Consider the following 25,452-nt stretch of genomic DNA (forward strand, 5'->3'; position numbering starts at 1 on the left):
ATCCCAAACCGATCATAAAAATAATTAAAAGTCAAGGGGATTGTCTAGACTAGAATAAGGAGAACCCTGCCCAGAGCTGGGCAGGGGGGAGCTTTTTAGAACGCGACCTTAGCGCCAAGATCTACGTTATAATTTCTTGAAGAGCTTCGTAATTCGAAACCAAACTGACTGAACATCTCAACACCAGAGGTTAAGGCAATATGGTTACCCGCGCGAACTATGAAAGCTTGTCTAGCAAGATTCGTAGCTGTGGTTAACCAGGAAACGTCATTGATCGCCAATCCTGTCATACAGCTTGGATTATGACGGTACACATCAGGTATATACATCAGTGTAAGATCATAAGCACTTCTCTCTCCATAGGAGAGTTTCTCAAATTTTATACCTATAGGTACAGAAACGTTGAGAAGATCGCTGCTTTCAAAGACCCGGCCTTCTGTTGTTGGTTCTTTAAAGTCATCTTGGTGCGCATAGACAACTTGTAATTTTGCAAACGGTGCATAACTATCAAAGATAGAAGAACTAAATACCGGGATAGGTACGCTAGTAGACAAAGTTAAGCCCAGGGTATCATTACCCCAAGAACCTTTCACTTCAGGATAGTCTGTATAGGACGTTGTCATGTTGTTGGCCGTGTGGCAATAGGTAATTTGTGCATCCAAGAAAATAGGAATCTCTTTAGAAAACCCTGAACAACACGTGTTAGGCCCATTAAATAACCGCGTGAGATCATCAAACTTGCTCACATGCTGATAATATACAGAACCCGCATAGACGTTTGCGGCGTTCTTGCTTACAAGGTAGTCTTTATCTTTTGCAAATAACTGACAGAAAGCCACACTAAGAGAATCCTCTCTCGAGGTATTTGTTGTGGCTCCTAACACATATCCCGAACTGATATGACGGAATTTGCGATTTTCAGCATTCCGATCTTTATGGAAGAAGTTCCCAATTCCAGAGACCCACAAACCACGACGTGTCTCAAGAATACTATCAACACTACGTTCCAAGACATCTTGAATAGAACGTAAATCTATAAAGGATCCCCAAAGGCTATTGAGTACTAGCGGAGCACGACGTTCAGGATTTGGAACATATCCTGTTTTATTCCAGGTAAAGATTGCTGTTTGTGTTTTAGGATCAGAGTTATTATCTTTGACCCAACTGACAGACCAGTTTCCTTGATAACCATAGTGGGTTTCAGCAACACCAACAACATGACTAGGCACGTTGGTTGTTGTCACCGAACCTTTCCCAGAAAGTTGAATTCCTCCTAAAGCTAACGTATCATTTAGCTTATGGTTTTCATAAAACTTCCCTGTAGGATCAATAACGCCAATAGCACCTGATAAAGTCACATTCTTCCCAGCAGCAACGGCATCGACTACGGCGAATTTTTTCCCATCTAAGGTATTCGGATTAATAGCCAGATTCGTCAGTGTAGCATCTTCTGTTTTTGCGGATAACTTTGTGCCTGCATCCATCAGAATCAAAGATCCTGCTGTTTGCACGACTGTTTTTGCTTCTACTTCCACACCGCTGCGTAACACAAGTTCACCAGCAGCTAAAGTGATAGGCTGTGTAAATGTTGTCTTTAGGTTATCCGCAACAGCAGCTTGTTCTTCAGTGAGCTTTTCTCCTGAAAAAATAATTCTTCCATTATACGTTTTATCACCCTCAGCTTTATTCAAAGTGAGAAGATCAGCAGCATTACCTTCAACTGTGATAGGATCATAGAAAGAAATCGTCTTTCCAGACGCTGCACGTAAGTTGACGAATTTACCATTGCCTTCAATGTTAATGGCATTTCTTTTTATTGTAGCATTGTCTTGTGTGGCCATCAGGTTATTATCAAAAGTAATATCCCCATGTTCAGCGGTTAAGCTACATTCTCCATTGGCAGCAATACCAATAGCTCCACCCTTAGGTGTAGCATGGGTAACTTTGTTATTGATAAATGCCGTAGGCCCACCAGAAGTCAATATGAGTTTATCGGTGTAAATCGCTCCACCTTTTGCTGAAGAAGTATTTTCCTCAAAAATCAAGACTTTGTTATCTCTTATAGTAAGGGTCGGTGCTGAACCTGTTTTGCTACAATGGATAGCTCCACCGCAACCATCAGATGAACCGGAAACAGCATTGTTGCTAAAAGCAACGTGGTTGTTACCTGCAATCGTCATAGAAGCTTCTGAATATACTGCTCCCCCAGAATTCACAGCAGTGTTCCCAGAAAATCTGATTGTGCCTTGGTTGTCCGAAAGATGAGCTATTCCCGTAGCAGCAATCGCTCCACCTTTTTTCGCAGTAGAGTTAGTGGTGAAGCTGATTTCTTTGCTCGAGCCGGTTAGAGAAAAAGCTTTGCAAGAGATGGCTCCACCATTCTCAGCGGAATAGTTCTGATCAAACAGAATACTGGCATTATTCGCTAAGTTTAATGCTCCTCCGGATTTCATAGCCCCTTTTCCAGTATTCACTAGAGAAGATGGGCATTCCTTAAAGCTCAACTTAGAAAAATCTGTCAGCGTAAGAATCTTATCGGCAGTGTTAACGTTAATTCCCGCAGGATTAGCTCCGGCATTCGCGTTCGTTATGGATAAGCTATGGTTGTTCCCTTTGAAAGTTAGGTTGTCTGCAGTCTGAACAAAAGCTGAGGAAGCAAGAGCCGCTGTCTGTCCTACATCTACAATAGAAATATCACTCTCGACGTTGTAAATCGTTCCTCCCGCAGTGCTTGTAGATTGCGGACTGAATGCTCCATTTGCATCGAGAATAGATTCTTGAGTTAAAGCCACTTCTGCATGCAATTGCGAGAAGTGAAAAGATATTGGTATCGTCAGCGTCGACGATATTAAAATCTTATATAAAGAAGGCCTCATTTTATACACTTGTGGTGAAATGAAAAAAACAGTTTCGTTAAATACTCAAAGATACAAAAGAAAGCAAGTCTAATACAGAAAAGACTTGACATGTTTTTGTCATTTTTGGTAAGAGGCCCCTGCGTTCTAGAGAGGACTGCTTGTTAGAATTTGTATCTACCCCCTATGTCCACGTTGTAATTTCTAGACGATCCTCGGAGTTCAAAAGCTCCATGGCAAAATACTTCTAGGTTGTCTGTTAAATGGTGATGATCAGAACCATCAAGGATCATGGCTTGTCGCGATAAATTTGTTGCTCCTGTAGACCAAGCAGTATGTACAGAAGGTAAAAAGACTTTAGATTTTGGAGCATCGCGATAAATATCCGGTTGATATGCAAGCCTGATATTGTAGGTGTTGAGCTTGTTTGTTTTTTCAAATCTCACACCAAGAGGCAAGGAAACGTTGACAAAGTGCGCACTTTGGAAGTTCCTATTTTCAGTTCCTCCTTGGGTTTCTTTGAAATCTTCTTGTTGTACAAAGACTATATGCAGCTTAACAAAAGGAAAGAGTTCTTCAATTGCCGGATGATCCACAAGTATAGGAAGGTAACTTCCAAGTTCACCAGCTACGCAGTGGTTGTTCCATTTTCCTCTCGATGAAGGATTGGGTGTATGCTTTGTCGTCATAGAGTTATGACTTAAGCTATAACTGAGTTGTGCATCAAAGATGATAGGGGACTTCTCAGGCTTGCGTGCAAGTATAGCTCCTTTTCTCTTCGAAAATGTATAGTGGTTAACTAACTTCTCGCATTTTGTATGGATAGAAGCTGCATAGACATGAGATCGAGCATCTGCAAGGCGGTAATCTTTAGATTTCCCTAACATTTGACAGAAAGCAAGATCCATCACTTTATTAGAGATAGGTTGTGTGCTTACACCAACAACATATCCAGAGCTGATATGACGGAATCCTTCTTGTACTTTCGTAGAGTCTTTATGAAAGAAGTTCGAAATCCCTGAAATCCATAAGCCTCTGTGGAAGTCTTCACCTTCGGTGCTAACTTCAACAAGATTTTGAAATGCACGCATATCAATAGCAGAACACCATACGCTATTAGGGACGAGCGTAGCACGTCGATTAGCTGTCGGTATGTAACCCGTAGACACCCATTTCATTTCGAATGAGACTTTTCCACTCGAGTCTTTAACTTCAGTAACTTCCCATTTTCCTTGATAACCAAGATTAGAACTTGTAGCTCCTTGAGGGATGATATTGAAGCCCTCGGTATGGATTTTCTCTGCATCGGGCGCAGAAATATCTAAGAAGTTTAATGTGAAATTCTTATTTAATAAGGGGTTGTCATAGAAATTTTGGCTACTATCTTGGAATTGTAAATCCCCAGTTAAGGTAACACTACCGCTTCCTCCTTTAGCTGCTAGGGTAATGACTTTTCCATTCTCTAAAGAATCTAAGTTCACAGCAAGGTTGGTAATGGTAATCGAGCCATCGGGACTTTCTTCTATTGTAGGAACCACAGCTCCTGCCCCAGAATCGGCTCTTTCTCTGAGGTTGATTAAAGAAGACGCTATGACTTTGGATACAGCCCTGATTACAGGAATCGCATTTTTAGGAGATGGCGGTGTAGACCGACTTTGTAGACCTTCGCTTGCAGGAGTCACATTAGTGATGATGGAGGTTCCTCCATCCATCACGATTAAAGAGCCTTCTTTCTGAGTGAAAGAATCCACAAGAAGACCTGCACCACTGCTTAAAACAAGAGTTCCGGCTTCAAGAGATACATCGTTATGAATAACACTTGTTGCATTTAAAGGATTTTTAGCATCTTCACTTGAGAGCTTCTCTCCTGAAAATACAATTTTTCCGTTATACACTGCAGATTGTTGGGCTGCTTCAGCTGCAACTTTCTGTATTTCTGGATCTTGTGTGTCTGGAGCGTTGATTTTTAGAGGAGTTTTTGTTGGAGCAGGGGCGGGCACAGATACTGCAGACGCTGAAGCGGGGATCCCAGAGGTCGCTTTAGCAAGGGAAGCCTCTGGTTGTTTTGCGGTAACAACTGCAGCAGCAGCCGGTGCTGTAGTTGTGATAGGATCATAGAAAAAGATGGTTTGTCCTGTTTGCGCACGTAGCTGTGAAATTTTAGCGCCACTACCTAAATGAATCGAGTTACACGTAGGTTTACTATTTTCTTTAGCTTGTGATTCAGCTGGTATTTCTGCTTTATTCGCCAAAGTGAAAAATGCTGAGGTCATGCCTGCAGATGCACTACCACTTGCTTGAGAAGGATCTGTTTTCTCTTCAATAGATTCAGCAGCTATGGCTATTTCTTTCTTTGTAGGTAGCGTAATTGAATCAGCTGCTGTAACTTTATTGCCTTGGAAGATAATTGATCCTGTAGTAGCAGTGATGCTGATATCACCACCATCGGCAATATAAATCGCTCCACCTTTTCCCGAGGAGTTATTGGAGAAAGTCATGTTTCCACTAGAGGATAAAACGACTTTCTTAGCATGAATAGCCCCGCCTGTAACTGTAGAAGAGTTATTATCAAATATAACTGAAGCATTGCCTGAGATAGTTAAACAGGGATCAGGAGAAGGTTCTTCTTTTTGTGCGACTTTCGCATGCGTTTCTCCTGATAGTGCGGCTGATTTTAGAGATGGAAGCGTTTGTTTAGGTGGTTGGATAGGCGTAGCAGGAATAGAAATCGGCGCTTTTACGCAATAAATTGCCCCACCAGATCCTTTAGCCTCTACTGGTTCCTCGACAGCAGCTTCTTCCACAGTAACTATTGAAGGCGCGGGGATTTCTTGAGCTTGGTTGCCAGAGAAGACAACGTTTTTATTCCCTGTGATATCGCAGTTGCCATTAACAGAGATGGCCCCGCCTTGCTCTTTAGCATTATTGTTCGAGAAAGTGCACGTGCCAGTGTTATTTTCTATGGTTGCTGATCCGGAAACACGGATAGCTCCACCCGCTGTCTTAGAGGAGTTGCTACTAAATGTGATATTTACATTTTGTTTAAGGATAATGTCAGGAGAATTCGCAGCCTCTTCTTTTTCCGCGCCACCTTGAGTGGCAGGTGCGACATTTGTAGCAGGATCTTCTTGAGATTCTCCATTTGTAGCAGTAGCATCCGCGGGTATTCCTGCATACTTGATTAAAGCCGTGTTAACACTACCTTCAGTATGTGAATTTGCTTTGCTTCCCTCTGCTTGTACACTGAGTTCACCATCACCACTAGTTGCTTTGGGGCCTACATAGATTGCACTATCCGCTTTTGTTTGATCTTGGTTTGTAGCACAAACAAAAGACAGGTCTTTAAATCCTGAAAATGTGAGAGCAGATCCCGCACTGTTGTTTATAGCAGATCCTGGAGCTGTTACGCTAATGTTACTAAAAGTTAACGAGTGATTGCCCCCAACGAAAGTAAGAGAGCCATCCGTATTGGAGAAACAACTTTTGTTAGTTTCACCATTGGCTTGCGATGCTACCGCAGTCGGTGGTGTTTTGGTTTCAGGACTTGGAGAGCCATGCTCATTGGCAACATCCGATGATGCGGTGAAAGATAAGGGGGTATGGGGTAGTGAACTTTCTAAAGTTTCCTTTTCTTTTTCAGTTTCTTTAGCTTCGTGATCTGCTTCTGTCTTTTCTTCTACTTTTGTACTGCCTGCCTCTTCAGAAGATTCTTTATCTTGTTTGTCTTCAGGTGCTCCTTGAGTTCCAGAAGCTCCTGGAGTTCCAACAGTTTCTATAGTTTCAGAAGTTCCTGGAACTTCAGTAGGAGCCGTGACCTCTTCACCTGTATCCACTGTCGGGGAATGTTCTGGTAGAACATGGGGTGGATGATTTTCTTCTTCTTCTCCTTTAGAGTCCTTATTATTTTCTATATCAGAGCTTTGGTCTGTGGTTGGGGCGGATGGAGAATCCGTCTTATCTGTATCTTGAGAGCTATTTTGTGATTCCGCGGTGGATTGTTGTGATTTAGGATCTTGAGTTTTGCTTACGTTGGTAAAGGATACATCACTGGTAAGAGTATAAGTAGTTCCTGAGGCAAAAGAGGAATTTTTACATGTGAAAGGCGTGTCGGATGAACTGCTTCCATCGTAATTATCGCTAGAGCTTAGTGTTTGTTCCCCTGTGTTTTGAGGTGCAGAGGATAGCGCAGCTTTTTCAGTAGCAAGAGATGATAGAGGGAATGTAATCGCTGATGAGATTAACAACCAAGGAACAGAAGACTTCATAACAAGGTTCTTTTGGTGATAAAAAGGATTGCTCAACGCAATAGGTAGTGGAAATTAAAAAATCAAGAGACATTAGACGAGAGGAAACAGGGGAATAACTGGAGAGATATTGGAAATGAAAAATATCAAAAGCTACGGAAAATCTCGCAGCTTTTGATTTTTCTCTTTAACTTCTATAAAACTAGGAGAATTATTTTAGGAAGAAATCTCGATTTGCTTAAGAAGGGAATTTAATTTTTGGGATCACAATGATGAGATGTGTGTCCTTTAGGACAGCAATCTCCATTTTGGTGTTTTCTAGCACGACAACTACAAAAACTGACTAAAGAAATCACCCCAGCGATTCCAATAATAATGTAAGTAATTTGTGTTGCTGTTGCACTTGCGCCCCCGCATAGTCGAGCAATAAGGTTTACTTTATGATGAGTTAATCCTATAATTCCTACGTTCAATGCACCAAGAACAACAATAAGAGAGGATAGTCCCCGAACGAGTTTGCCTAGCATTGCTTTTCTCCTAAGTGATGTATACTTAATTCCATCTTTTAATCTTTTTTATAATTTAATAAAGTTTTTTTTTGTTCTCAGGCTATTGGGGAGACATTGACTTTTTGTATACAAGGAGTTAAGTTGTGCAAGAAGTTTTTTGTTATAAAAACTCAAAGTGAATATTAGCTTCATCGGAATAAACTACCGGGATTAGAAAAATGACACAACCCTATGTAACTAGAGAAGACATTATACTTCTGGCGAAGAGTTCAGCTCTGGAATTAAGCGAAGAGTTTATTCAAGAGTATGAAAGTTCTTTAAATGAAGTCATTAAAACTATGGCAGCATCCATCGCTATGGATGTAACCGACGTGGTTATTGAGGTTGGTTTATCCCATGTGATCAGTCCCGAAGATTTACGAGAAGATATCGTTGCCTCAAGTTTCTCTCGTGAGGAGTTTCTAACTAATGTCCCTGAATCCTTAGGGGGATTAGTAAAAGTACCCACAGTCATTAAGTAGAGATCACAGTTTTAGGAAGATATGTATCAGAAGAGTGCCTTAGAGTTAAGAAATGCCGTAGTGAGTGGAGAGTCTTCAGCTACAGCAATAGCAAAGTATTTTTATAATAGAATAAAAACAGAAGACAATCAGATAGGAGCTTTTCTTTCTCTTTGTGAAGAAAGAGCTTATGAGAAAGCAGCTATCATAGATGCGAAAGTGGCGCGAGGAGAACCTTTGGGGAAACTCGCAGGTGTCCCCATCGGGATAAAAGATAATATTCATATTCGGGGTTTGCGCACCACTTGTGCTTCTAAAATGTTAGAAAATTATATAGCGCCTTTTGATGCTACAGTCGTCGAACGGATAGAAGCTGAAGATGGGGTCATTTTAGGCAAACTCAATATGGATGAGTTTGCTATGGGATCGACAACGCAGTATTCTGCTTTCCATCCTACGAAAAATCCTTGGGGTTTATCCTGTGTGCCAGGAGGATCTTCAGGGGGATCCGCCGCCGCAGTTTCTGCAAGATTTTGTCCTATAGCGTTAGGTTCGGATACCGGTGGATCTATACGTCAGCCAGCAGCATTTTGTGGAGTTGTGGGGTTTAAGCCCTCCTATGGAGCCGTCTCCCGTTACGGTTTAGTCGCTTTTGGGTCTTCATTAGATCAGATAGGCCCTTTAACAACAGTTGTCGAAGATGTCGCCTTAGCTATGGATGTATTCGCAGGTAAGGATGATAGAGATGCAACTTCTCAGAAGTTTTTTACAGGATCTTTCCAAGAGGCCTTGTCTTTAGACGTTCCGAGTTTGATCGGCGTGCCTATGGGATTTTTAGACGGTTTACGTGATGATGTTAAAGAGAATTTCTTTGCCTCTTTAAGTATTTTGGAACGTCAGGGTAGCCGCATTGTTGAAGTGGATCTTAACATCTTAGATCACGCTGTCTCTGTTTACTACATTGTCGCTTCTGCAGAAGCCGCAACAAATCTTGCAAGATTTGATGGTATTCGTTACGGCTATCGTTCTCCAGAAGCGCATAGTATAGAAGATATTTATACGATCTCCCGCGTACAAGGCTTCGGTAAGGAAGTCATGCGTAGGATTCTTTTAGGTAACTATGTGTTATCCACTGAGCGCCAAAATGTCTATTATAAGAAAGGCTCCGCAATTCGAGCAAAAATCATTCAAGCTTTTCAAAAAGCTTATGAAAAGTGTGATGTGATTGCGATGCCTGTATGCTCATGCCCAGCATTCGCCGATGGCGAAATCCTTGATCCTACCTCTCTATATCTCCAGGATATCTATACCGTGGCTATGAATTTAGCCTACCTCCCAGCTATCGCCGTTCCTTCAGGGTTTTCTCGAGAAGGGCTGCCTCTAGGATTCCAGGTGATTGGACAAAAGGGTAAAGATCAACAGGTGTGCCAGGTAGGCTATAGCTTCCAAGAACATTCAGGAATTAAGAATTTATACCCTAAAGGATGTAACAAACTTGTTGATGGAGAGGTGAAATAATGAGCGACGTTTATGCTGATTGGGAATCCGTCATAGGTCTTGAAGTCCACGTAGAATTAAACACAAAATCTAAATTGTTCAGTTGTGCACGCAACCGTTTTGGAGACGAACCTAATACAAACATCTCTCCTGTATGCACCGGCATGCCGGGGTCACTGCCAGTACTGAATAAAGAAGCAGTGAGAAAGGCTGTTTTATTTGGTTGTGCTGTTGAAGGCGAAGTAGCTTTGCTCAGCCGTTTTGATAGAAAGTCCTATTTTTATCCCGATAGCCCAAGGAATTTTCAAATTACCCAATTCGAACATCCTATTGTGCGAGGAGGACATATAAAAGCTATCGTTCACGGTGAGGAACGTCATTTTGAACTGGCTCAAGCGCATATCGAAGATGATGCCGGTATGCTAAAACATTTCGGAGAATTTGCTGGAGTAGATTATAACCGCGCTGGTGTACCTTTAATAGAGATTGTGTCTAAGCCGTGCATGTTTTGTGCTGATGATGCTGTTGCTTATGCCACAGCTTTGGTATCCTTATTAGACTACATAGGCATTTCTGACTGTAATATGGAAGAAGGCTCGGTACGCTTTGATGTAAACATATCCGTACGTCCTAAAGGTAGCGAAGAACTACGCAATAAAGTAGAAATTAAAAATATGAACTCCTTTGCTTTTATGGCCCAAGCTCTAGAAGCCGAGCGTTGTCGTCAGATCGATGCATATTTAGACAATCCAAATGCAGACCCCAAAACTGTTATTCCAGGAGCGACATACCGTTGGGATCCTGAAAAGAAAAAAACAGTGTTGATGCGTCTTAAGGAACGAGCTGAAGATTACAAGTATTTCATAGAGCCTGATCTCCCAGTATTGCAATTAACAGAAGCATATATTGATGAAATTCGTCATACGCTTCCCGAGCTCCCTTTCAACAAATACCAAAGGTATTTGCACGAATATGCTCTTGCCGAAGACATCGCTGCCATTTTAATTAGCGATAAGCATAGTGCGCACTTCTTTGAATTAGCCGCTCAGGAATGTAAAAACTACAGAGCCCTTTCTAATTGGTTAACTGTTGAGTTTGCCGGACGTTGTAAACTCAAGGGTAAGAATCTCGCTTTCTCAGGTATCCTGCCCAGTAGTGTAGCTCAGCTTGTGAATTTTATTGATCAAGGCGTGATTACCGGAAAGATCGCTAAGGATATCGCAGACATGATGATGGAATCTCCTGAAAAGAGTCCTGAGACTATCCTCAAAGAAAATCCTGAAATGTTGCCCATGACAGATGAAAGTGCGTTGGTGGCGATCATTTCCGAGGTGATTACCGCAAATCCGCAGTCTGTCGTAGACTACAAAAGTGGTAAGACCAAGGCGTTAGGATTTTTAGTTGGGCAAATTATGAAACGTACCCAGGGCAAGGCCCCTCCAAATAGGGTAAATGAACTTTTGCTTGTGGAATTAAGTAAATAATAATTGAAAAATCTTATCGTTTGTCTTATGCTATTGCGTATCTAAGGGAACGGAGGCTCTTTTGACGTTTTTAACGTCAAAAGAGCTCTTTTATTTTGCCTACGTCGACGTCCAAAAAACTTAGTTTTTCTTCTTTCGTTTTTTCCTATCGCGTGGGTTTTCTAATTCCGAACCTTCCGTATCAGAAGATTCGTCATCGCTATGACTCTGATCTCTACTTTGTTGTTCTTCGTCTCTACTACGGGATTTTGTTGAAGTTACCGATTCTACGCGACTTACCCTCCGTGGTGTGGAGGTAAGAGGCCCTGGCCTTACAGGCTCGCTAGTCACAGCCTGACCTAAAGGAAGGTTCTGTACAGCAGATGACGACTCCTCTAGAGGTAATGATGACGAGGGAGCTTGGTAGTTAGGAGAAAATGGATTATATAAGTCATGAAGGAATGAGAAGTCCCTAGGTGAAAATAGAGAGTGTTCTTCATTTTCTAAGGATATAAAGTCAGAATCCGCTTCTGAGGCTTCTAGGTGATTGCCAGATGTATGATGCAGCACTCCTTGGGAGTTTTGTCTGACGTATCTATGCCGGGCATTCGTGCGATTTTCTTGATCTGCATGCTCACGTCGAGCCTCGGAAGCAAAATCTCGTCTTCTTTCCTGAGAAACACGTCTGGCATCTCTTTCAGAAGGTGCATTGGGAGTGATAGACTGCTCGGAAATGTCTATAACTTTTTGCTGAGCCTTGATTAAAGCTTGAGTTTTAAAGTGTTGGAACGTGACCTTACTCAATGATACTAACGCCAGACCTATGGTCATAAAGCCCATAAGGAATTGAGGATTCGTCAGAATAAGCGTACTACCTCCCGCAGTGAAGTAGGCAGAGGCAATTAAAGCCGAAGCAATGCCTAGAAGAATAAAGGGTAAAAGAACAGCTGTGATCGTGTCGGCAATTTTTTGTGACTTTGGTGTGTCGGCAATATCAGAAACGAGCATAGTCAATCCCAAAGCACCAAAGATAAACCCGGGAATTAATCCAAAGAGTAATAAACCTTGCCCCTGAGAGGTGACAAGAATACCAATGATCGAGATCACAGCAATAGCAATTATCCCTATGTCAAAGATGTAACGCATCTTGGGATTACGATCAGGAAGAGAAAGCAGCCTGCCAAAAAATCCTGTGGAAGTCGCTCCGATACGCTTACCTATGCTTGTAGGCGATGCAGGTACGTGATTTCTTGGAATCGGTTGGTGTGATTGCCCTAAAGGATCTAAAGGATTGCCCATGTATTCAGCTCTATTTTTCTTTGTATAGTCTTTAGTTGTTAAAACAGTTTTAAATGTGTTAGTTAACAACTGGTAAATTATATTATAAAAGTTATCTTCGTTTAGTTGTGATAGTTTTATTCTTTAACTATGTTAATTTTAGGTAAAGATCCTCTCCTTAGCAAAACTTCAGGTGAGGATTTCCCGAGATATGACCTAGTAAGAACAAAATGAAAAATTCAATATTTTCGTTTTCTGGAGTTTACGCATCGAGGTTTGCGGCTTCAGAAGAATTTTGCTGGTTCTGTGTCGGTGAGAGTTCTACGACGGATGGAGACGAGGTGTTTTCTTCTAAGCTGGCAGTTCTTTTAATCTCTGGAGTTTGTAAAGATCTTACAGGAAATAATTCCCGGTGAATGTTTAAAAGGGTAGCGCTGGCACCCAGAGCTCCGAAGACACCGATCATAAAGAAAACTACTTGTGGAGAGATCATCACTAAACCGAAAACAGTACAGATGATCACCGCAGAAATTAGCAAACTCATCACCCAAGCAGTGAAATAAGAAAGAGCTTGGCTGCAGTCTCTTGATCGGATGGCTGTGATTATGAAGGTAAGGGGAATGGATAATAAGTTAGAGAATGTCATTAAAGGGAAAGTAATAATTTTAATTGTCCCAAAAACAACAGCGGCGAATACTTCAATGGCCATGGCTGTTTTGGGATATTGCTCCGCTTTATTTTGACAACGACGCGCTAAAACCCTCTCAGGAAAAGTAGAATCAAAATAAATCTGTGAGCTTTCTTTACAAACTTCACGACAATTCATTTTCACCTTAAAAATGCGCCTACATTTTAGAATGCGAACATTCTAGATAGTTGTAAAATTTACTACAATCGAAATTCCAACTTACACAGAGGATTCTGGCAGGGCATCGGTAACAGCCCTGTGATTTATACGGTGAAAAATAAATGCTGGGGATTTTCTTCTAAAAAGAAAGTACAGCAGATCCACTGAAGAAAGCCGAAGATTTAAACGGATAACTCGTCACGTTATTGTTGTGGCTATCAGCGAGTGAGATATCACTACCGATAGACCACCCATAGAATAACTTCACGAAGCTGCCTGGCCATGGATAGAGTTTAACATTGCCCTCGATTTCCCGGCCTTGGTATTCAAAGATACCCCGAGAAGAAGGAAGATCATTGGGATGGAGTTTTTTTCTTAATCGCGTGAGGCGATAGGCAGCACCAAAATCACAAACAGAGGTGCAATTATACTCTACAGAGAAGTTGACCGGATAGATGCAGTTGATGGTAAGTTTGTCACTAGGCTTATATGTGGCACCCAGTAAAGGCCAGGCCTTTTCTTGATGCAATCCTGTTTCATTAATGACACCAAAAATCACAGAGAGTTGCTGTGTAGCTTGATATTTCCCAGAGATTACCGCTTGGTAGAGGCTATAGCCCGCCTCAATATTTTCCGGATCGATCAGGCTGGATACAACTGCAGACCATTGCCAATTTTTTAATGACAAGGTGTACACTCCTGCAGACAGCAAGATATAACTATAATACGATTTCTTTTGGAAGGTATAGTACCCTAAAGAGTTAGGATCTCCAACTACAGGCTGAGCATTATCCCAAAGGATACGCGCTCCTACATACCCTGTAGAAAAGATGGCTCCAGTTTGTGATGTGATCGGGAGAGTACACAGTACAGTCGTGTCAAATTGACGGTAGCCCAGGGATTGATTGGCTAATTTTTTAAAGTCAGCTTTTTCTACTTGTAGGTATTGAGTTTGTAAGGAAAAAGGATGGGGCTTAGGAGAAGCTTCACGGGTTTCTTTGTCGATACCGCAAGCATCATGAATAATGTAGATGGGTGTGGAGAGAAGATGACCAGCTAGAGTCATCACATGAAATAACAACTTCAACATATCTCTATTTACAACTCCTACAAGAAACTATCCTCTCAGTAATGTTTTTTAAGAAGGAGAGGTTGTCTTTTTTGAAGACGGGCGTTAGCCATTTTGACCTATCTTAATGAAAATTAGACTATACTTTCATAGGATAGATTACTACTCATTTTCACAAGAGCATGGGATCCGCCGATCTTTATTTCTACAGTTTGTGTTGGTTTTCCATAACGCCTTGTCATATATCTGTAGAGTCACAAATTTCATAGAATGTTTTGAAATGCGTCTTACAAACAAGCGATAAAATCTCTTTTCCCTGGGTGTTTAATATAGTTTTCCCTGCAGATTTCACATGAGCTGAGGCTCCTTTAGGTAACTTTACAGAAAAACGTTGTTCGAGTTTGGTGATAGTATGAATGAAGGCTTCTCTTGCTAATATAGAAGCTGCAGCCACAACGATATCTTGCTCAGCACGGACTTTTTGAATTACCGAGATATCCGTGCTTTTTTTTCTTAGTGCTTGAAGTAAAACACTTTCTGATGAGGCAAATTGGTCTGAGATAGCGAAGACTTCTCCAGAGGGACGCGGAGCAAGTTGATCGATAATCGTCGCATGAGCCCAGGCTAGAAGAAGATTCAGATTATGGAACTTTGCATAGAGTTCGTTGTATTTCTCAGGATAAAGAATCATCACATCATATGTAGAACATGCTCGAATGGTTTTTGCTAATGCTAGGATTTGGTTGTCATTGAGCATTTTTGAATCTTGGATTTTTGTTTTATACAGATTTTTCAAAGTCTCCGCATCGCGAGCATAGACTCCCGCAATACATAGAGGACCAAAAAAATCTCCTTTCCCGGATTCATCTACACCTAGGCGAGGACGCAGATCCTTCTCCATACGGTTGTGGGTAAAGGTTAATAAAATTTCCGGTTCTAAGAAAAAATCAATGAACTCTTGTGCACCTTTTCCCTGAACAACGAGTTTCCCCGAGTTATAGAGAGTACAGCTTACCGAAGGAGAACGTGCTTGGAAAATCGTGTGCTGGGGTTGCGTGAAAATAAAACCCTTTTCCTCAAGGCGATCTTTCAGTAAGCCGTGGAGAGAAGGAGAGAGTGTAGTAACAAACGGTGTGGACATAAGCGTCGAATTCTTTTGGCATACTTAGGATGGGCAATCTCTATCCCCATGTATGTTTTTACTAGGTATATTTATTGTTATGCTATACATAGCATAAGGATATATAGTGTATAATGCGGTTTTTGAAGTACAAATTAAACGTGAATCCTGTATATTCCCGCAAGTGAGCAGGATCTTGAAACAGAGGAAAGAGTCTTATTGTACAGAAAATAAGGCGAGAAGACTCTAGAAAGATCTAGAGTTTAGCATTTAGGTACCCGCAGAGGAATCTCTATGGCAGAACAAATTCATAAAGAGCTCTTACATTTAGGAGAGGTGTTTCGCACAAAACGCGAAGAACAGTCCTTATCTTTAAAAGATGTAGAAGCAGCGACATCCATACGTTACTCCTGTTTAGAAGCTATAGAAAACGGCTATTTAGGCAAGCTCATCTCTCCCATTTACGCTCAGGGATTTATCAAGAAATATGCCGCCTACTTAGGGCTAGATGGCGAGCGCATTCTCCAAGACCATCCTTATGTTATGAAAATCTTCAAAGAATTTTCAGAGCATAATATGGAGATGCTGCTAGATTTAGAATCTATGGGAGGGAGAAATTCCCCAGAAAAAGCCATTCGTAGTTTGTCTAATCTTTGGTGGGCTGGACTTATCGTCTTCAGTGGTATGGCGATTTGGTGGTTGGGATCCCTACTTTCTCTTTTCTAATAGGTAGATAACCTCTGCTCAAGTACAAGGGGACAATTCGCCCCCGGATTTCTACCTATCTTCAAATTGCTACCCTAGAAACGCTATGGAGCTGGAGACTTTATTACATAATCCGAGTAATTGCTCCTGATAATGGTTTGAACACCATCCGTTCTCATCCTCGTCCTCATCTTCATCCCCCGGACCTGCTACATTGGCATGGCTTTGTTCTGGATGGCCTCTGGACCCCGCTCCCGCTCTTCCACCATCTATCTTTACGTCATCGTCATAAGGATCAGTATCATCTCCTGGGATAAACGATTGACCGTGCGCATCCCATTGCGTTTTGAAGAAATCCGCTACTTTTTTTAATGTATCCAACGTTGCGGAAGGAATTTCCCCTTGACTACTGGCAGGGGCATAACCTAATGCGAGAAGTGCAAGAATAATCAGCTTTAACAAGGCCTCGGGTGATAAACTCAGGCCATAACCTGGAATTCCAAAAGTGAAGCATGGGGCGTGTCCAACTAAACAAGCTATCGTGTTTTTCAATATCTGTAAGGCATTTTTCCCCTCTTTTCCTCCTAGAGGGAACTTATCTCCACTACCTAGATCCACCACGGTAAGATGGTAGAGCTGAGAGCGCAGTTTGAGATAATCGAGGTGTTTAGCATAATGTATTTCACTTTGTAGTGATCCTGAAGGCTCTCCCTGAGCTTCCCCCTTGTTATAGATAACCCAACATGGTGGAGGTGTATCGCATTTGTGACGGCGGAAATTACCATAACCACGTTTTGCCATCATGGTATCGACGTCGTTTACTTCAGGAACTTTGTTAGGGTCATTAGCCAGATCAAAGAGATCTTGTTGTATTCCACCTGCCAAGAGTTTCTTTAAAAGTTTTTTTGCTTCAATGCACAAACGATCAAAATCTTCTTTTTGCTCACCAGTTAAGGTGAGTCCTTCAGAAAGAAGAGCAGTCCAATCAATACCGCTTTTCTCCATTCCGAGCCCTAAAACAATCGGGCCATGCTTCTGTTTCATACTACCTAAGAAGTCCAGAAGATCACGATTAGCTCCTGATGGTTCCTCGGGGGGATTGATGATGCAGGTACATAGGCATTGAAAGCAATGGGAAAGCCAATTCGGGCAATGGCTATCACACCAAGGGCTACAATGTTTATGGCAATAACTCGCACCGCGTTGTGTTTGCGGTGCATTTAACACAGAGGCTGCTATGGCGCCTGCTTTTTGTATGGTTTCCACTAGGGATGCGTCTCCAACTTGAACATCCAAGGAAACCTGCTTTCCAGGTTGTTGGGTAATCACCCTGTGTTGTAGCGGTGTATTTTCTTGTGAAGGACCACCGACTCCTTCTGCACAGTCAACTTGCAACCGCATCCAGCAGGTGGGCAGCACATACGATATCTCCTGATAATAAAAGAGGGGGAGCTAAGATGCTTACATCTTATCTCTTGTGATTAAAACAGCCTTCCATGTTTTCAAAAAGTGCTGTTTTTTGCCAAGAGTTTCTTTTTTTTAGGTATCTGAATATAGGGGGGGTAAGGTGAGAGTCGGTAGAAGTTGTGGTTGGTGCGGAATCATGTAAAAGTTTTCATGTTTTTACTTAGTCAAGATTGTGAGATCTCTGTATAAGTTGAAGGACGTGTTGGGATAGTAGAGGCGGAGGAAGCCGCCCCTAATCGTGTGTTGATGATTATCTTAAAAATAGACTTGAAGTCATAGCTGTGATGTTTTTAGCCGTTTTGAGAAGAGCTTCTTGAGATTTAGGATTTGTGAAATCCCAAAGGTGAGCACCACTTGTGTCTCCAGGTGTGACCCCGTCAACACACGATGTTCCAGCATTTTCAGTCAAGCGACCGTTAAGAACAACTCTTTGTCTGTATTTAGGCAGAGGATGGAGTGTTCCTGCGTTGACTTTGACTTCCGTTCCGAAAGATCGTGAATCTACAGAAGATACAGGCGTATGTTTCTCTTTTGTACGAAGTTCTTTACTTGTATTTTCTAGTTGTTCTAAAGACGTAGGGACCTCTTGTTCTGCACCTAAAGGAACAAAACCTAAAGCTAGTAAGGAAAGAAGAAGTAAAGTACGGTATTTTGATTCTTCGATGCTCAATCCAAATCCTGGGTGATCAAAGATATTTTTCTCCTCATTTACATACTTATTTAAAGTGAGTAACAAAATATTTACAGCAGCCCGAGCTTGAAATCCTAAGAAACCGGTCGTTTGAGAATTCATATCTAAAACTTCTAGTTGGCTAAGTTGGTGCTGTAACCTTTGGATATTCAGAGAGTACCCAGATCTTTGTTCATGAGCAGCTGTGTCATGGCTTTCAGAAGGATAAAGAATTAAACATGTGGGAAGAGAAGGAGGAGTTGAGATGTTGATAGACTCTTCTAAAGAGTTTTTCACATTTTCTAGCTCTGTAGAACCTTTTGAAGGAAGTTGATGCGCAGCATTAGCAACTTTGAAGAGTTCTTGTTGAGAGCCTCCTTTTAAGCATCTACCTAACTGATTTTTTGCTTCTTCACATTTTTCTGAAAATAGCGTTTTCTGCTCTGCAGATAAAGTAAAACCTTCTGCGAGTAGTTTAGAAATATCCCAAGGGCCGTTTTTCATTGCGATACCAACGCAAATAGGACCAAACTCATCTCTTTGCTGTTGGATAAAATCAGTTAAATCATCGTATTTTGCTTCAGATCCTAGATTTTCATCAGGAGTAATCATGCAGGTACAAAGACAATCGAAGAAACAGAGGAAAGGACTCCAGCAATTGTCTGCACACCAAGGCCTGCAAGAATCTTGGCAGAATTGGCTGGTGCGTTGTATTCTTGCAGAATTTAAAGCATCAGAGACAAGGTCTCCAGCAGCACGAATGGTATCTAGTAATGACGGATCACCCACTTTTAAATTAAATTCTGAAGTGGATCCAGGTTGTTTTGTAATCCCATTTAAAGACATAGTTTCTTCTTCATAGGCATCTTGACTTGAGCGGCAGCTCATGCTAATTCCAGGGCAGCACATAATTTACTCCATAAATAACAATGTGATTTACTAAGAACCGTTATACTGTTGATGGTTCTTATGCTTTTGCTAAATGGCTTTATGCACTTTTGACATTTTGTGGAGAGGGTAATAGATAGATGACATGGTTAATCTTGGAGAAAGTTTGAAACAACCAATGTGTGAATTATCCTCATTTTATGTGCTAAAAAGCATTTAGGGGGCAGATGTTCTTCAAAAAAATATTTTAAGTCTATAAAAAATTTTTGAATGTAAGCAGGCTTTCTAAGGTTGTCCATCCTCATTTTCTGTCTACCATGTTGTTCTCGCAGAAAGTCATCCACTGACATTGGCGGTGTTCGGCACCCAGATTCTTTGTGCTGCACTATCCTCATCCTGAGGATGCATGTTCTTTACACCTTCTGTAGGTACAGAAACAAAGACTATGAGGCGGATCTCTATAGGACGCTGTTCTGAATTTTTTTTTATAAGTACCGTATGGACAGGCACGGGTGAACAAGGAAAATACGGAATTTTCCGAAGGAATTCCGTGGTTATCATGAACGGGGAAATAGCGTTGAAATAGGAGTGTGGGACGAATTTTTTCGGCGGATAAAATCTTTCTTGTTGATTTTATTTCAAAAAATTATTATGACTTTTTCACTTATATAACCAAGATGTGACAAACGTGACAAGTCTGCTGAAATATCTTCCTAAGGTGTCCATACTTATAGTAGCTATCTTAGGTACATTGACTACAGCTGAGGCAGCAAAGAAAAAACATGTGCCGATGACAATGGTTTATTCTTTTGACGAGGTTTTTACACATTTAGAAAAAAACAAAGAGGATACTTTATTTTGTATTAACGTAGATAGTGTAATTCAGCATAAATATCTAGGTTCTCCGGGCTGGTATCAAAACAGGTTGTCAAAGCTTTCTAAGCGTTTTGGAGATTTTTTTAAGGCAAAAAAACGGGTGGCTGAAGAACAGGTGCTCATAGATACAGTAATAAGTAAAGAATGTTTAGAGTTAAATGTGGCAGAGCGGTTTGCTCAGATACTTGCTGAATGTTCATGTTCTTTATTGGGGATGTCTTCATTAGGTATCGAATCCGTTTCTTCCACATTAAAGAGCTTAAAAGAATGCGGTATAGAATTGCATTCGCGAGCATTTCCTACAGAAGACTTTTTTTTGGAAACTACACAGAGGTGCAGTACATCTGCATTAGTACAAGAGGGTGTTTTATTTTGTAGTACTTTAGGGTTTTCAGAAGCGATGAAGCTGTTGTTTATCTATGAAAATAAAATGCCAAAGAACATAGTATTTTTAACTGATGATCCTGAAGAAATCAAAACTTTAGGACGAGAATGTATAGATTTGGGGATCAAATTTTTTGGCTTAGTATATTATCCTGCTGCAGAAAGCATATTTTCCTATGTTTACCCTTATTCGGCAGCGGTTGAGATTCAAGAAGAACATGCGTTGGCGGTGATCTCCGATGCTACAGCGCAATTATCGCTAGATTCTCTTAATCAAAAGAGTTAATATTATTTACTTGAAACAAGCCTTATAGTATCCTCTCTGTCCCCCTGAGAGGGTGCTTAGGGCCCTTTTTTAGTTTTACGAACATATTGAATCCTTAGATTGCTTTATATAAAAAACTATTTCTTCCTAAAGGGATGCTCCGTACAATAAAACAATTTTTTGTCTTTGAGAGCATTGCTATGAAGGTAATATTTTTTATCTCAGTTTTCTTTTCAGTATTTTCTTTAGAAGCAAGTATTATCAAAGTATCTGATATACACGCTGTGAATAAATACGCGAGAAAAGGTTCGTTGGTTTTATTAGGCTTGGACGAAACGCTCGTCTTCCCTAAACAAATGCTGGGAACCAGCTCTTGGTTTAACGAGCGTTTAGAAAATCTAAAAAAAGAACAGTCGGATTATGATCCTCTTGCTAAGGCTTTTTGCGAAAGAATCGCTGTGTCCTTTGCTGTAGAGTATGAGCTTATTCATCCTGAAGTTCCTAAAGCTATAGAAAGTTTAGCTTTATCCGAAGCTTGGGTCATGGGAGTGTCTCAATTTCCTATCCCTATGGCGAATCATTTTCTTCGTTCTGCCCAAGCTTTAGGTCTAATGTTTTCTTCCTGCTTACCCGCCCGGAGTGATGGGTGGATGCCACATCTTAAAACACTCGGTAGACCTCAACATGCGATGTTTATAGAAGAGCAAATACTCTTTACTGGAGGGCTGGTTAACGGCATCACCATGGAAGAAGTTCTTTCCACTTTATTTTCAACTTTAGACACATTGCCACAACAAGTAATCTATTTGGATCAGAATCAGGAGAACCTGATTTCTGCAGAAGCCGCATGCAAACAAGCCAATGTGTATTTTATAGGGATGCTCTATAATCCAGCTGTAAAACGCGTCAAGAGCTATAAATCTGAAGTTGCTCACCTGCAATGGGTGCAATTGTGTAACCAACTCTCCGATAGGTATTTTCAGTCTTTGCTGACCTATGTCCTGGGTCCAGAGGGGCAAGGATAGCATCTTAAAAAAGTTAGGGAAAAGCCCTTAGAATAGACTACAGGGCTGATTCCCTAAAATTGCATTCTTTCAAATGACGGAAGAGAAGGGATTCGAACCCCCGGTTCCTTTAAGAGAACTTCTGATTTCGAATCAGATGCATTCGACCACTCTGCCACTCTTCCTTGAGAGTACTAGTGTAGGTATTCCTCGCTAGGAAATCAAGCCCAACCATAATTTTCTTATATTCTTAAAACGTTAAACACCAGCCAGTGGGCCTCGCTATCTTGTCACGTTGGTGGAGCCGCTCTAAAGTCATGTCAAAAGCAATGTGATTGAAAATCAATAAGATGAAGATCTTTTGTTATTCGTTGTTTAAATTGAAATCAAATTAATTAGAATTATAGCTTTATATATAAGTAATTTAATAAAAATTGAACGATAAAATCATATTAAAAGTACATTTTTTGATCTAAAATGGAGTATAGATTTTTGGTTTTTTTATTTTATCATGTCGCAGCCGCTATATACGAACAGACTTATTACTGAAAAATCACCGTATTTGCTTCTTTATGCACATACGCCGGTCAATTGGTATCCTTGGTGTAGCGAGGCTTTTGACCTGGCTATGAAAGAAGATAAGCCGATTTTCCTTTCTATTGGTTGTGCACATTCTCGATGGTGTCAGGTTATGCTTCAGGAAAGCTTCGAAAATCCTGAAATCGCGGCCATACTCAACGAACATTTTATTAATATTAAGGTGGATAAAGAAGAATTACCTCATGTGGCGAACCTGTATTTTGATCTCGCACAAATGCTGTCGATATCAGAAGAGCATCAAAGTTCTCCTTCTTGGCCATTAAATGTATTTTTAACTCCAGATCTCCTGCCTTTTTTCTCCGCAAATTATTTGGCAGCAGAAGGAAAATTAGGGCTACCGTCGTTTTCACAAACGATAGAGAGGCTCCATTTGATGTGGAAGAACCCCGAAGAAAGAGATGTGCTGGTTCGTCAAGCGCATAAGATTCTTGAGATTGCTTCGTTTATAGAGAGATGCGCAAGAAAAGAAATGTTAGAAGAGGGTATCCTCCGAAAAACAGTCGAGGCCATATATCATGATATCGATCCCCATTATGGAGGAGTAAAAGCGTTTCCCAAAACCCCACCAGCTTTGTTGAGCCAGTTTCTCTTGCGTTATGGTGTAGAGTACCAAGATAATAGAAGTTTATTTTTTGTCGATCGTTCTTTGCACATGATGGCACAAGGGGGGATTTTCGATCATTTGGGCGGGGGATTTTATTGCTACACCATTGATGATAAATGGTTAATTCCCTGTTTTGAAAAACGTCTGATCGATAACTCTTTCTTGTTACTAGATTATTTGGATGCTTGGGTCTGTATGAACAAACCTGAGTATCGTTCTATAGCTAAGCAAACGCTCCATTATATTCTTTCTGAACTCTATGATCCTGAGGTGGGGGCCTTCTATACTTCAGAACATGGAGAACGTTGGGGGGATACTGAGGGAAGATACGCCACCTGGTCCGGAGAGGAAATCCGCGAAGTGCTGGGAGAAAATGCCGAGATCTTTTGTGAATACTACGGGATTTCTAGAGAAGGGTTTTGTAATGGAAGAAACATTCTTCATATTCCTTCGCATATTGATATCGAAGAAATTACGGATAAGTATGGTTGCACAATAGAAGAATTCCACGAGATTATCGATAGGCTTAAAGAAAAATTGCTCCTACATAGAAAGAAAAAAGCACGGCCTTTCAAAGATGACCAATCTCTTGCTTTTCAAAATGGTTGGATGGTTTACACACTAGCGTATACCGGGAGAATCCTCGGTGATTTCTCTTACATCGGTGTTGCTCAAAAGTGTGGCGAGTTTATTTGTAAAAATTTATGCAAACACTCCATGTTATTGCGTAGGTGGCGCGATGGCGACGCCAAATACTCCGGAGGATTGGAAGATTACGCCGGGGTGATTCTAGGAGCCCTAGCTCTTTACGAAACCGGTTGTGGAGCTCGGTGGTTATTACTAGCTGAAGATCTTATGAAAGAGGTCATCGTATCCTTTCGTTCGGAAAGTGGAGGATTTTACACCACAGATGGTAGAGACTCGGCATTACTGTTAAAACAGGAAAATCTCTCTGATGGTGAAGCCATTTCGGGAAATGCTCTTGTTTGCCAGGCTTTGATCAAATTGCATATGCTTACAGAAAAGAAGCATTACCTTACCTATGCGGAAGATATCCTACAAATTGCCCAAGCCCGATGGCATACCCATAAGTTTTCTTCTTTAGGGAATCTCATGGCCGCACAAGCATATTTTTCGCGTAATCATCAAAAAATCCTTATTTCTTTAGCTAATGAACAGGATCGTGAGAAAATTTTATCCTGCTTAGCAGGATTGTTCCTGCCCCATATCTCTATTGTTTGGATGCGGGAAAAAGAGCGTGAATCATTAGAAGAGATTCTTCCTGCATATGAACACTGTCTGATCCCTAAAGAAGGGCAAACATCCACAGTGATTTGCTTATTAGAATCGGGGGTAGGGAGAAAATTCTCCAACATTGAAGAGTTTCGCACCTATATGAATTCAAAATAATTCTTTGTCTTTCATTTATTTGTGAGAAGATTTCTTCTCGAAGTGGTCAAAATTTGGTCAATTTCTTATAGTTAGTCCCTAGACATGTCAACTAGTAGGGAGTAGCAAATCATGAAGAACAAAACACACAGCGTTTTCTCTTTGGTCGGTTTGGTGTGTTTACCGGGATGTTTACTAGGGTATGAAGGCTCCCTTCCTACTAACCAGCGCGAGTATCCCTACCATAATGAAAAGATCCTTGAGGAGCCTGCAGGAATAGCTATTCATGATCGTGTGTTATTTAAAATCGATGACGATACCGTTGTCACGACTTTAGATGTTATCCAGAAATTAAATCTTCTTTTTGCTTCTTCCTACCCGCAACTTCTAGAGTCCTACCCCGCACGTTCGCAGTACTACACAGCTATGTGGCCGGTAGTTTTAGAATCTGTCATTGACGAATTTCTTATGGTTGCCGACGCTAAAGCGAAAAAAATCCAAGTTGACCCTACTACAGTCAATCAGGAAATCGAAGCGATGTTTGGTAGAGATTTATCTTTCTTTTACGTGCATTTCGATATGACTCCTGAAGATATATTTAAAGTCGTGCATCGTACATTGATAGCTCAAAGAGTGATGGGCATGATGGTGCGCTCTAAGGTCATGTTGAAAGTGACTCCAGGGAAAATCCGGGAGCATTACAACCAGTTGGCTGAAGAAGCGGCAAAAACTACACTATGGAAATACCGCGTAGTCACGATTAAAGCCGCGACAGAATCCTTATCTAGTCAAATTGCCGATAGGATATGCGCACGGTTAAATGAAACACAAAGTTGGAATAAAGAGCGCTTATCTGCTCTAGCTCTATCTCAGGGGGGACAATTTGTCTGTTCCGAAGAGTTTATACGTAATGATAAAGAGTTGTCAGATGCTCATAAAATGGAATTATCTAGTGTGAACTATCCCTTGGCTATCTGTAGTCAACCGAAAGCTCATAAATCAGGGCATAAGCTCTATGTGCTTCTTGAGAAGTCAACACTGCCTATGCAGCCTTTGGAAGAAATAGAAACTCAGATTAAGCAAACGTTATTTATGCATTATGCTGAGACTATAGAAAGTCAGTATAAAAAGAAATTGCGTGCGCGCTACGGCTTTGACTCATCGATGATTGCTAAGTTGCTTTCTGAAGAAGCTCCACCTCTATTTTCATTACTTTAG

Annotated in this window: 18 protein-coding genes and 1 tRNA gene; 8 read left to right on the plus strand and 11 right to left on the minus strand. The window is 41.1% G+C overall.

Annotated features, from left to right (window positions below; translation table 11 throughout):
• Positions 1 to 95 precede the first annotated feature (95 nt).
• The 3 genes from CHAB577_RS01510 to CHAB577_RS01520 form a co-directional block, all read right to left on the minus strand.
• On the minus strand, positions 96 to 2,876 hold the full coding sequence (locus CHAB577_RS01510; protein ID WP_011096953.1) for an autotransporter domain-containing protein: 2,781 nt from the start codon (positions 2,874 to 2,876) through the stop codon (positions 96 to 98).
• 143 nt (positions 2,877 to 3,019) lie between these two features.
• The gene (locus CHAB577_RS01515) at positions 3,020 to 7,120 is read right to left on the minus strand and encodes a polymorphic outer membrane protein middle domain-containing protein (RefSeq protein ID WP_173024153.1); all 4,101 of its coding nucleotides are present in this window, start codon (positions 7,118 to 7,120) and stop codon (positions 3,020 to 3,022) included.
• A 230-nt stretch (positions 7,121 to 7,350) separates the two neighbouring features.
• A complete protein-coding gene (locus CHAB577_RS01520) occupies positions 7,351 to 7,626 on the minus strand; it encodes a DUF378 domain-containing protein (protein ID WP_011096955.1) in 276 nt (91 codons plus the stop codon).
• 200 nt (positions 7,627 to 7,826) lie between these two features.
• Here CHAB577_RS01520 and gatC point away from each other — a divergent pair, with 200 nt between their 5' ends.
• From gatC to gatB, 3 genes are read left to right on the plus strand one after another with little or no spacing between them, the layout of a single operon-like run.
• Entirely contained in the window at positions 7,827 to 8,129 is a 303-nt protein-coding gene (gatC, locus tag CHAB577_RS01525; RefSeq protein WP_011096956.1) for an Asp-tRNA(Asn)/Glu-tRNA(Gln) amidotransferase subunit GatC, read from the plus strand.
• A 21-nt stretch (positions 8,130 to 8,150) separates the two neighbouring features.
• A complete protein-coding gene (gatA, locus tag CHAB577_RS01530) occupies positions 8,151 to 9,626 on the plus strand; it encodes an Asp-tRNA(Asn)/Glu-tRNA(Gln) amidotransferase subunit GatA (protein ID WP_011096957.1) in 1,476 nt (491 codons plus the stop codon).
• Entirely contained in the window at positions 9,626 to 11,089 is a 1,464-nt protein-coding gene (gatB, locus tag CHAB577_RS01535) for an Asp-tRNA(Asn)/Glu-tRNA(Gln) amidotransferase subunit GatB (RefSeq protein WP_011096958.1), read from the plus strand. The genes gatA and gatB overlap by 1 nt, the downstream gene beginning before the upstream one ends.
• A gap of 120 nt (positions 11,090 to 11,209) precedes the next feature.
• Here the strand turns inward: gatB and CHAB577_RS01540 are convergent, their stop codons facing one another.
• From CHAB577_RS01540 to rnhC, 4 genes are all read right to left on the minus strand, one after another.
• Positions 11,210 to 12,367, minus strand: a complete 1,158-nt coding sequence (locus CHAB577_RS01540; RefSeq protein ID WP_173024154.1) for an IncV family inclusion membrane protein — start codon at positions 12,365 to 12,367, stop codon at positions 11,210 to 11,212.
• 241 nt (positions 12,368 to 12,608) lie between these two features.
• Positions 12,609 to 13,172 (minus strand): DUF5422 family protein, encoded by a 564-nt coding sequence (locus tag CHAB577_RS01545; RefSeq protein WP_006343941.1) that lies wholly within the window; start codon positions 13,170 to 13,172, stop codon positions 12,609 to 12,611.
• 160 nt (positions 13,173 to 13,332) lie between these two features.
• A complete protein-coding gene (locus CHAB577_RS01550; protein WP_011096960.1) occupies positions 13,333 to 14,283 on the minus strand; it encodes a hypothetical protein in 951 nt (316 codons plus the stop codon).
• 217 nt (positions 14,284 to 14,500) lie between these two features.
• Positions 14,501 to 15,403, minus strand: a complete 903-nt coding sequence (gene rnhC, locus CHAB577_RS01555; protein ID WP_006343943.1) for a ribonuclease HIII — start codon at positions 15,401 to 15,403, stop codon at positions 14,501 to 14,503.
• 273 nt (positions 15,404 to 15,676) lie between these two features.
• Here rnhC and CHAB577_RS01560 point away from each other — a divergent pair, with 273 nt between their 5' ends.
• Positions 15,677 to 16,108, plus strand: coding sequence for a helix-turn-helix domain-containing protein (locus tag CHAB577_RS01560; protein WP_006343944.1), 432 nt, complete (start codon positions 15,677 to 15,679; stop codon positions 16,106 to 16,108).
• 69 nt (positions 16,109 to 16,177) lie between these two features.
• Here the strand turns inward: CHAB577_RS01560 and CHAB577_RS01565 are convergent, their stop codons facing one another.
• The 3 genes from CHAB577_RS01565 to CHAB577_RS01580 all read right to left on the minus strand — a co-directional run bounded on the left by CHAB577_RS01565 (position 16,178) and on the right by CHAB577_RS01580 (position 19,673).
• The gene (locus tag CHAB577_RS01565; protein ID WP_086379996.1) at positions 16,178 to 17,488 is read right to left on the minus strand and encodes a hypothetical protein; all 1,311 of its coding nucleotides are present in this window, start codon (positions 17,486 to 17,488) and stop codon (positions 16,178 to 16,180) included.
• 316 nt (positions 17,489 to 17,804) lie between these two features.
• The gene (locus tag CHAB577_RS01570) at positions 17,805 to 19,133 is read right to left on the minus strand and encodes a hypothetical protein (protein ID WP_011096962.1); all 1,329 of its coding nucleotides are present in this window, start codon (positions 19,131 to 19,133) and stop codon (positions 17,805 to 17,807) included.
• A gap of 315 nt (positions 19,134 to 19,448) precedes the next feature.
• Positions 19,449 to 19,673 (minus strand): hypothetical protein, encoded by a 225-nt coding sequence (locus CHAB577_RS01580; RefSeq protein ID WP_006343946.1) that lies wholly within the window; start codon positions 19,671 to 19,673, stop codon positions 19,449 to 19,451.
• Positions 19,674 to 19,800: 127 nt separating this feature from the next.
• Here CHAB577_RS01580 and CHAB577_RS01585 point away from each other — a divergent pair, with 127 nt between their 5' ends.
• Both CHAB577_RS01585 and CHAB577_RS01590 read left to right on the plus strand, forming a co-directional pair.
• Positions 19,801 to 20,658 carry a DUF2608 domain-containing protein gene (locus CHAB577_RS01585; protein WP_041461319.1) on the plus strand — a complete coding sequence of 286 codons (858 nt, stop codon included), beginning with the start codon at positions 19,801 to 19,803 and terminating at the stop codon, positions 20,656 to 20,658.
• 179 nt (positions 20,659 to 20,837) lie between these two features.
• The gene (locus CHAB577_RS01590; protein ID WP_070009792.1) at positions 20,838 to 21,662 is read left to right on the plus strand and encodes a DUF2608 domain-containing protein; all 825 of its coding nucleotides are present in this window, start codon (positions 20,838 to 20,840) and stop codon (positions 21,660 to 21,662) included.
• Between the two features lie 77 nt (positions 21,663 to 21,739).
• Here CHAB577_RS01590 and CHAB577_RS01595 read toward each other — a convergent pair.
• A tRNA-Ser gene (locus CHAB577_RS01595) sits at positions 21,740 to 21,826 on the minus strand.
• 326 nt (positions 21,827 to 22,152) lie between these two features.
• Here CHAB577_RS01595 and CHAB577_RS01600 point away from each other — a divergent pair.
• Positions 22,153 to 24,255 (plus strand): thioredoxin domain-containing protein, encoded by a 2,103-nt coding sequence (locus CHAB577_RS01600; protein ID WP_011096965.1) that lies wholly within the window; start codon positions 22,153 to 22,155, stop codon positions 24,253 to 24,255.
• Positions 24,256 to 24,366: 111 nt separating this feature from the next.
• Positions 24,367 to 25,452, plus strand: coding sequence for a hypothetical protein (locus CHAB577_RS01605; protein ID WP_011096966.1), 1,086 nt, complete (start codon positions 24,367 to 24,369; stop codon positions 25,450 to 25,452).

The organism is Chlamydia abortus, from assembly GCF_002895085.1.
GTDB lineage: Bacteria > Chlamydiota > Chlamydiia > Chlamydiales > Chlamydiaceae > Chlamydia > Chlamydia abortus.

Excerpts from the sequence above, each read along its gene's own strand:
- CHAB577_RS01590 (WP_070009792.1), top strand. The coding sequence starts at position 20,838 with ATGAAGGTAATATTTTTTATCTCAGTTTTCTTTTCAGTATTTTCTTTA.
- CHAB577_RS01510 (WP_011096953.1), bottom strand. The coding sequence starts at position 2,876 with ATGAGGCCTTCTTTATATAAGATTTTAATATCGTCGACGCTGACGATA.
- CHAB577_RS01560 (WP_006343944.1), top strand. The coding sequence starts at position 15,677 with ATGGCAGAACAAATTCATAAAGAGCTCTTACATTTAGGAGAGGTGTTT.
- CHAB577_RS01580 (WP_006343946.1), bottom strand. The coding sequence starts at position 19,673 with ATGATAACCACGGAATTCCTTCGGAAAATTCCGTATTTTCCTTGTTCA.
- CHAB577_RS01550 (WP_011096960.1), bottom strand. The coding sequence starts at position 14,283 with ATGTTGAAGTTGTTATTTCATGTGATGACTCTAGCTGGTCATCTTCTC.
- CHAB577_RS01570 (WP_011096962.1), bottom strand. The coding sequence starts at position 19,133 with ATGTGCTGCCCTGGAATTAGCATGAGCTGCCGCTCAAGTCAAGATGCC.
- gatB (WP_011096958.1), top strand. The coding sequence starts at position 9,626 with ATGAGCGACGTTTATGCTGATTGGGAATCCGTCATAGGTCTTGAAGTC.
- gatC (WP_011096956.1), top strand. The coding sequence starts at position 7,827 with ATGACACAACCCTATGTAACTAGAGAAGACATTATACTTCTGGCGAAG.
- CHAB577_RS01565 (WP_086379996.1), bottom strand. The coding sequence starts at position 17,488 with ATGCGGTTGCAAGTTGACTGTGCAGAAGGAGTCGGTGGTCCTTCACAA.
- rnhC (WP_006343943.1), bottom strand. The coding sequence starts at position 15,403 with ATGTCCACACCGTTTGTTACTACACTCTCTCCTTCTCTCCACGGCTTA.
- CHAB577_RS01600 (WP_011096965.1), top strand. The coding sequence starts at position 22,153 with ATGTCGCAGCCGCTATATACGAACAGACTTATTACTGAAAAATCACCG.
- CHAB577_RS01540 (WP_173024154.1), bottom strand. The coding sequence starts at position 12,367 with ATGGGCAATCCTTTAGATCCTTTAGGGCAATCACACCAACCGATTCCA.
- CHAB577_RS01545 (WP_006343941.1), bottom strand. The coding sequence starts at position 13,172 with ATGAATTGTCGTGAAGTTTGTAAAGAAAGCTCACAGATTTATTTTGAT.
- CHAB577_RS01520 (WP_011096955.1), bottom strand. The coding sequence starts at position 7,626 with ATGCTAGGCAAACTCGTTCGGGGACTATCCTCTCTTATTGTTGTTCTT.
- gatA (WP_011096957.1), top strand. The coding sequence starts at position 8,151 with ATGTATCAGAAGAGTGCCTTAGAGTTAAGAAATGCCGTAGTGAGTGGA.
- CHAB577_RS01515 (WP_173024153.1), bottom strand. The coding sequence starts at position 7,120 with ATGAAGTCTTCTGTTCCTTGGTTGTTAATCTCATCAGCGATTACATTC.
- CHAB577_RS01605 (WP_011096966.1), top strand. The coding sequence starts at position 24,367 with ATGAAGAACAAAACACACAGCGTTTTCTCTTTGGTCGGTTTGGTGTGT.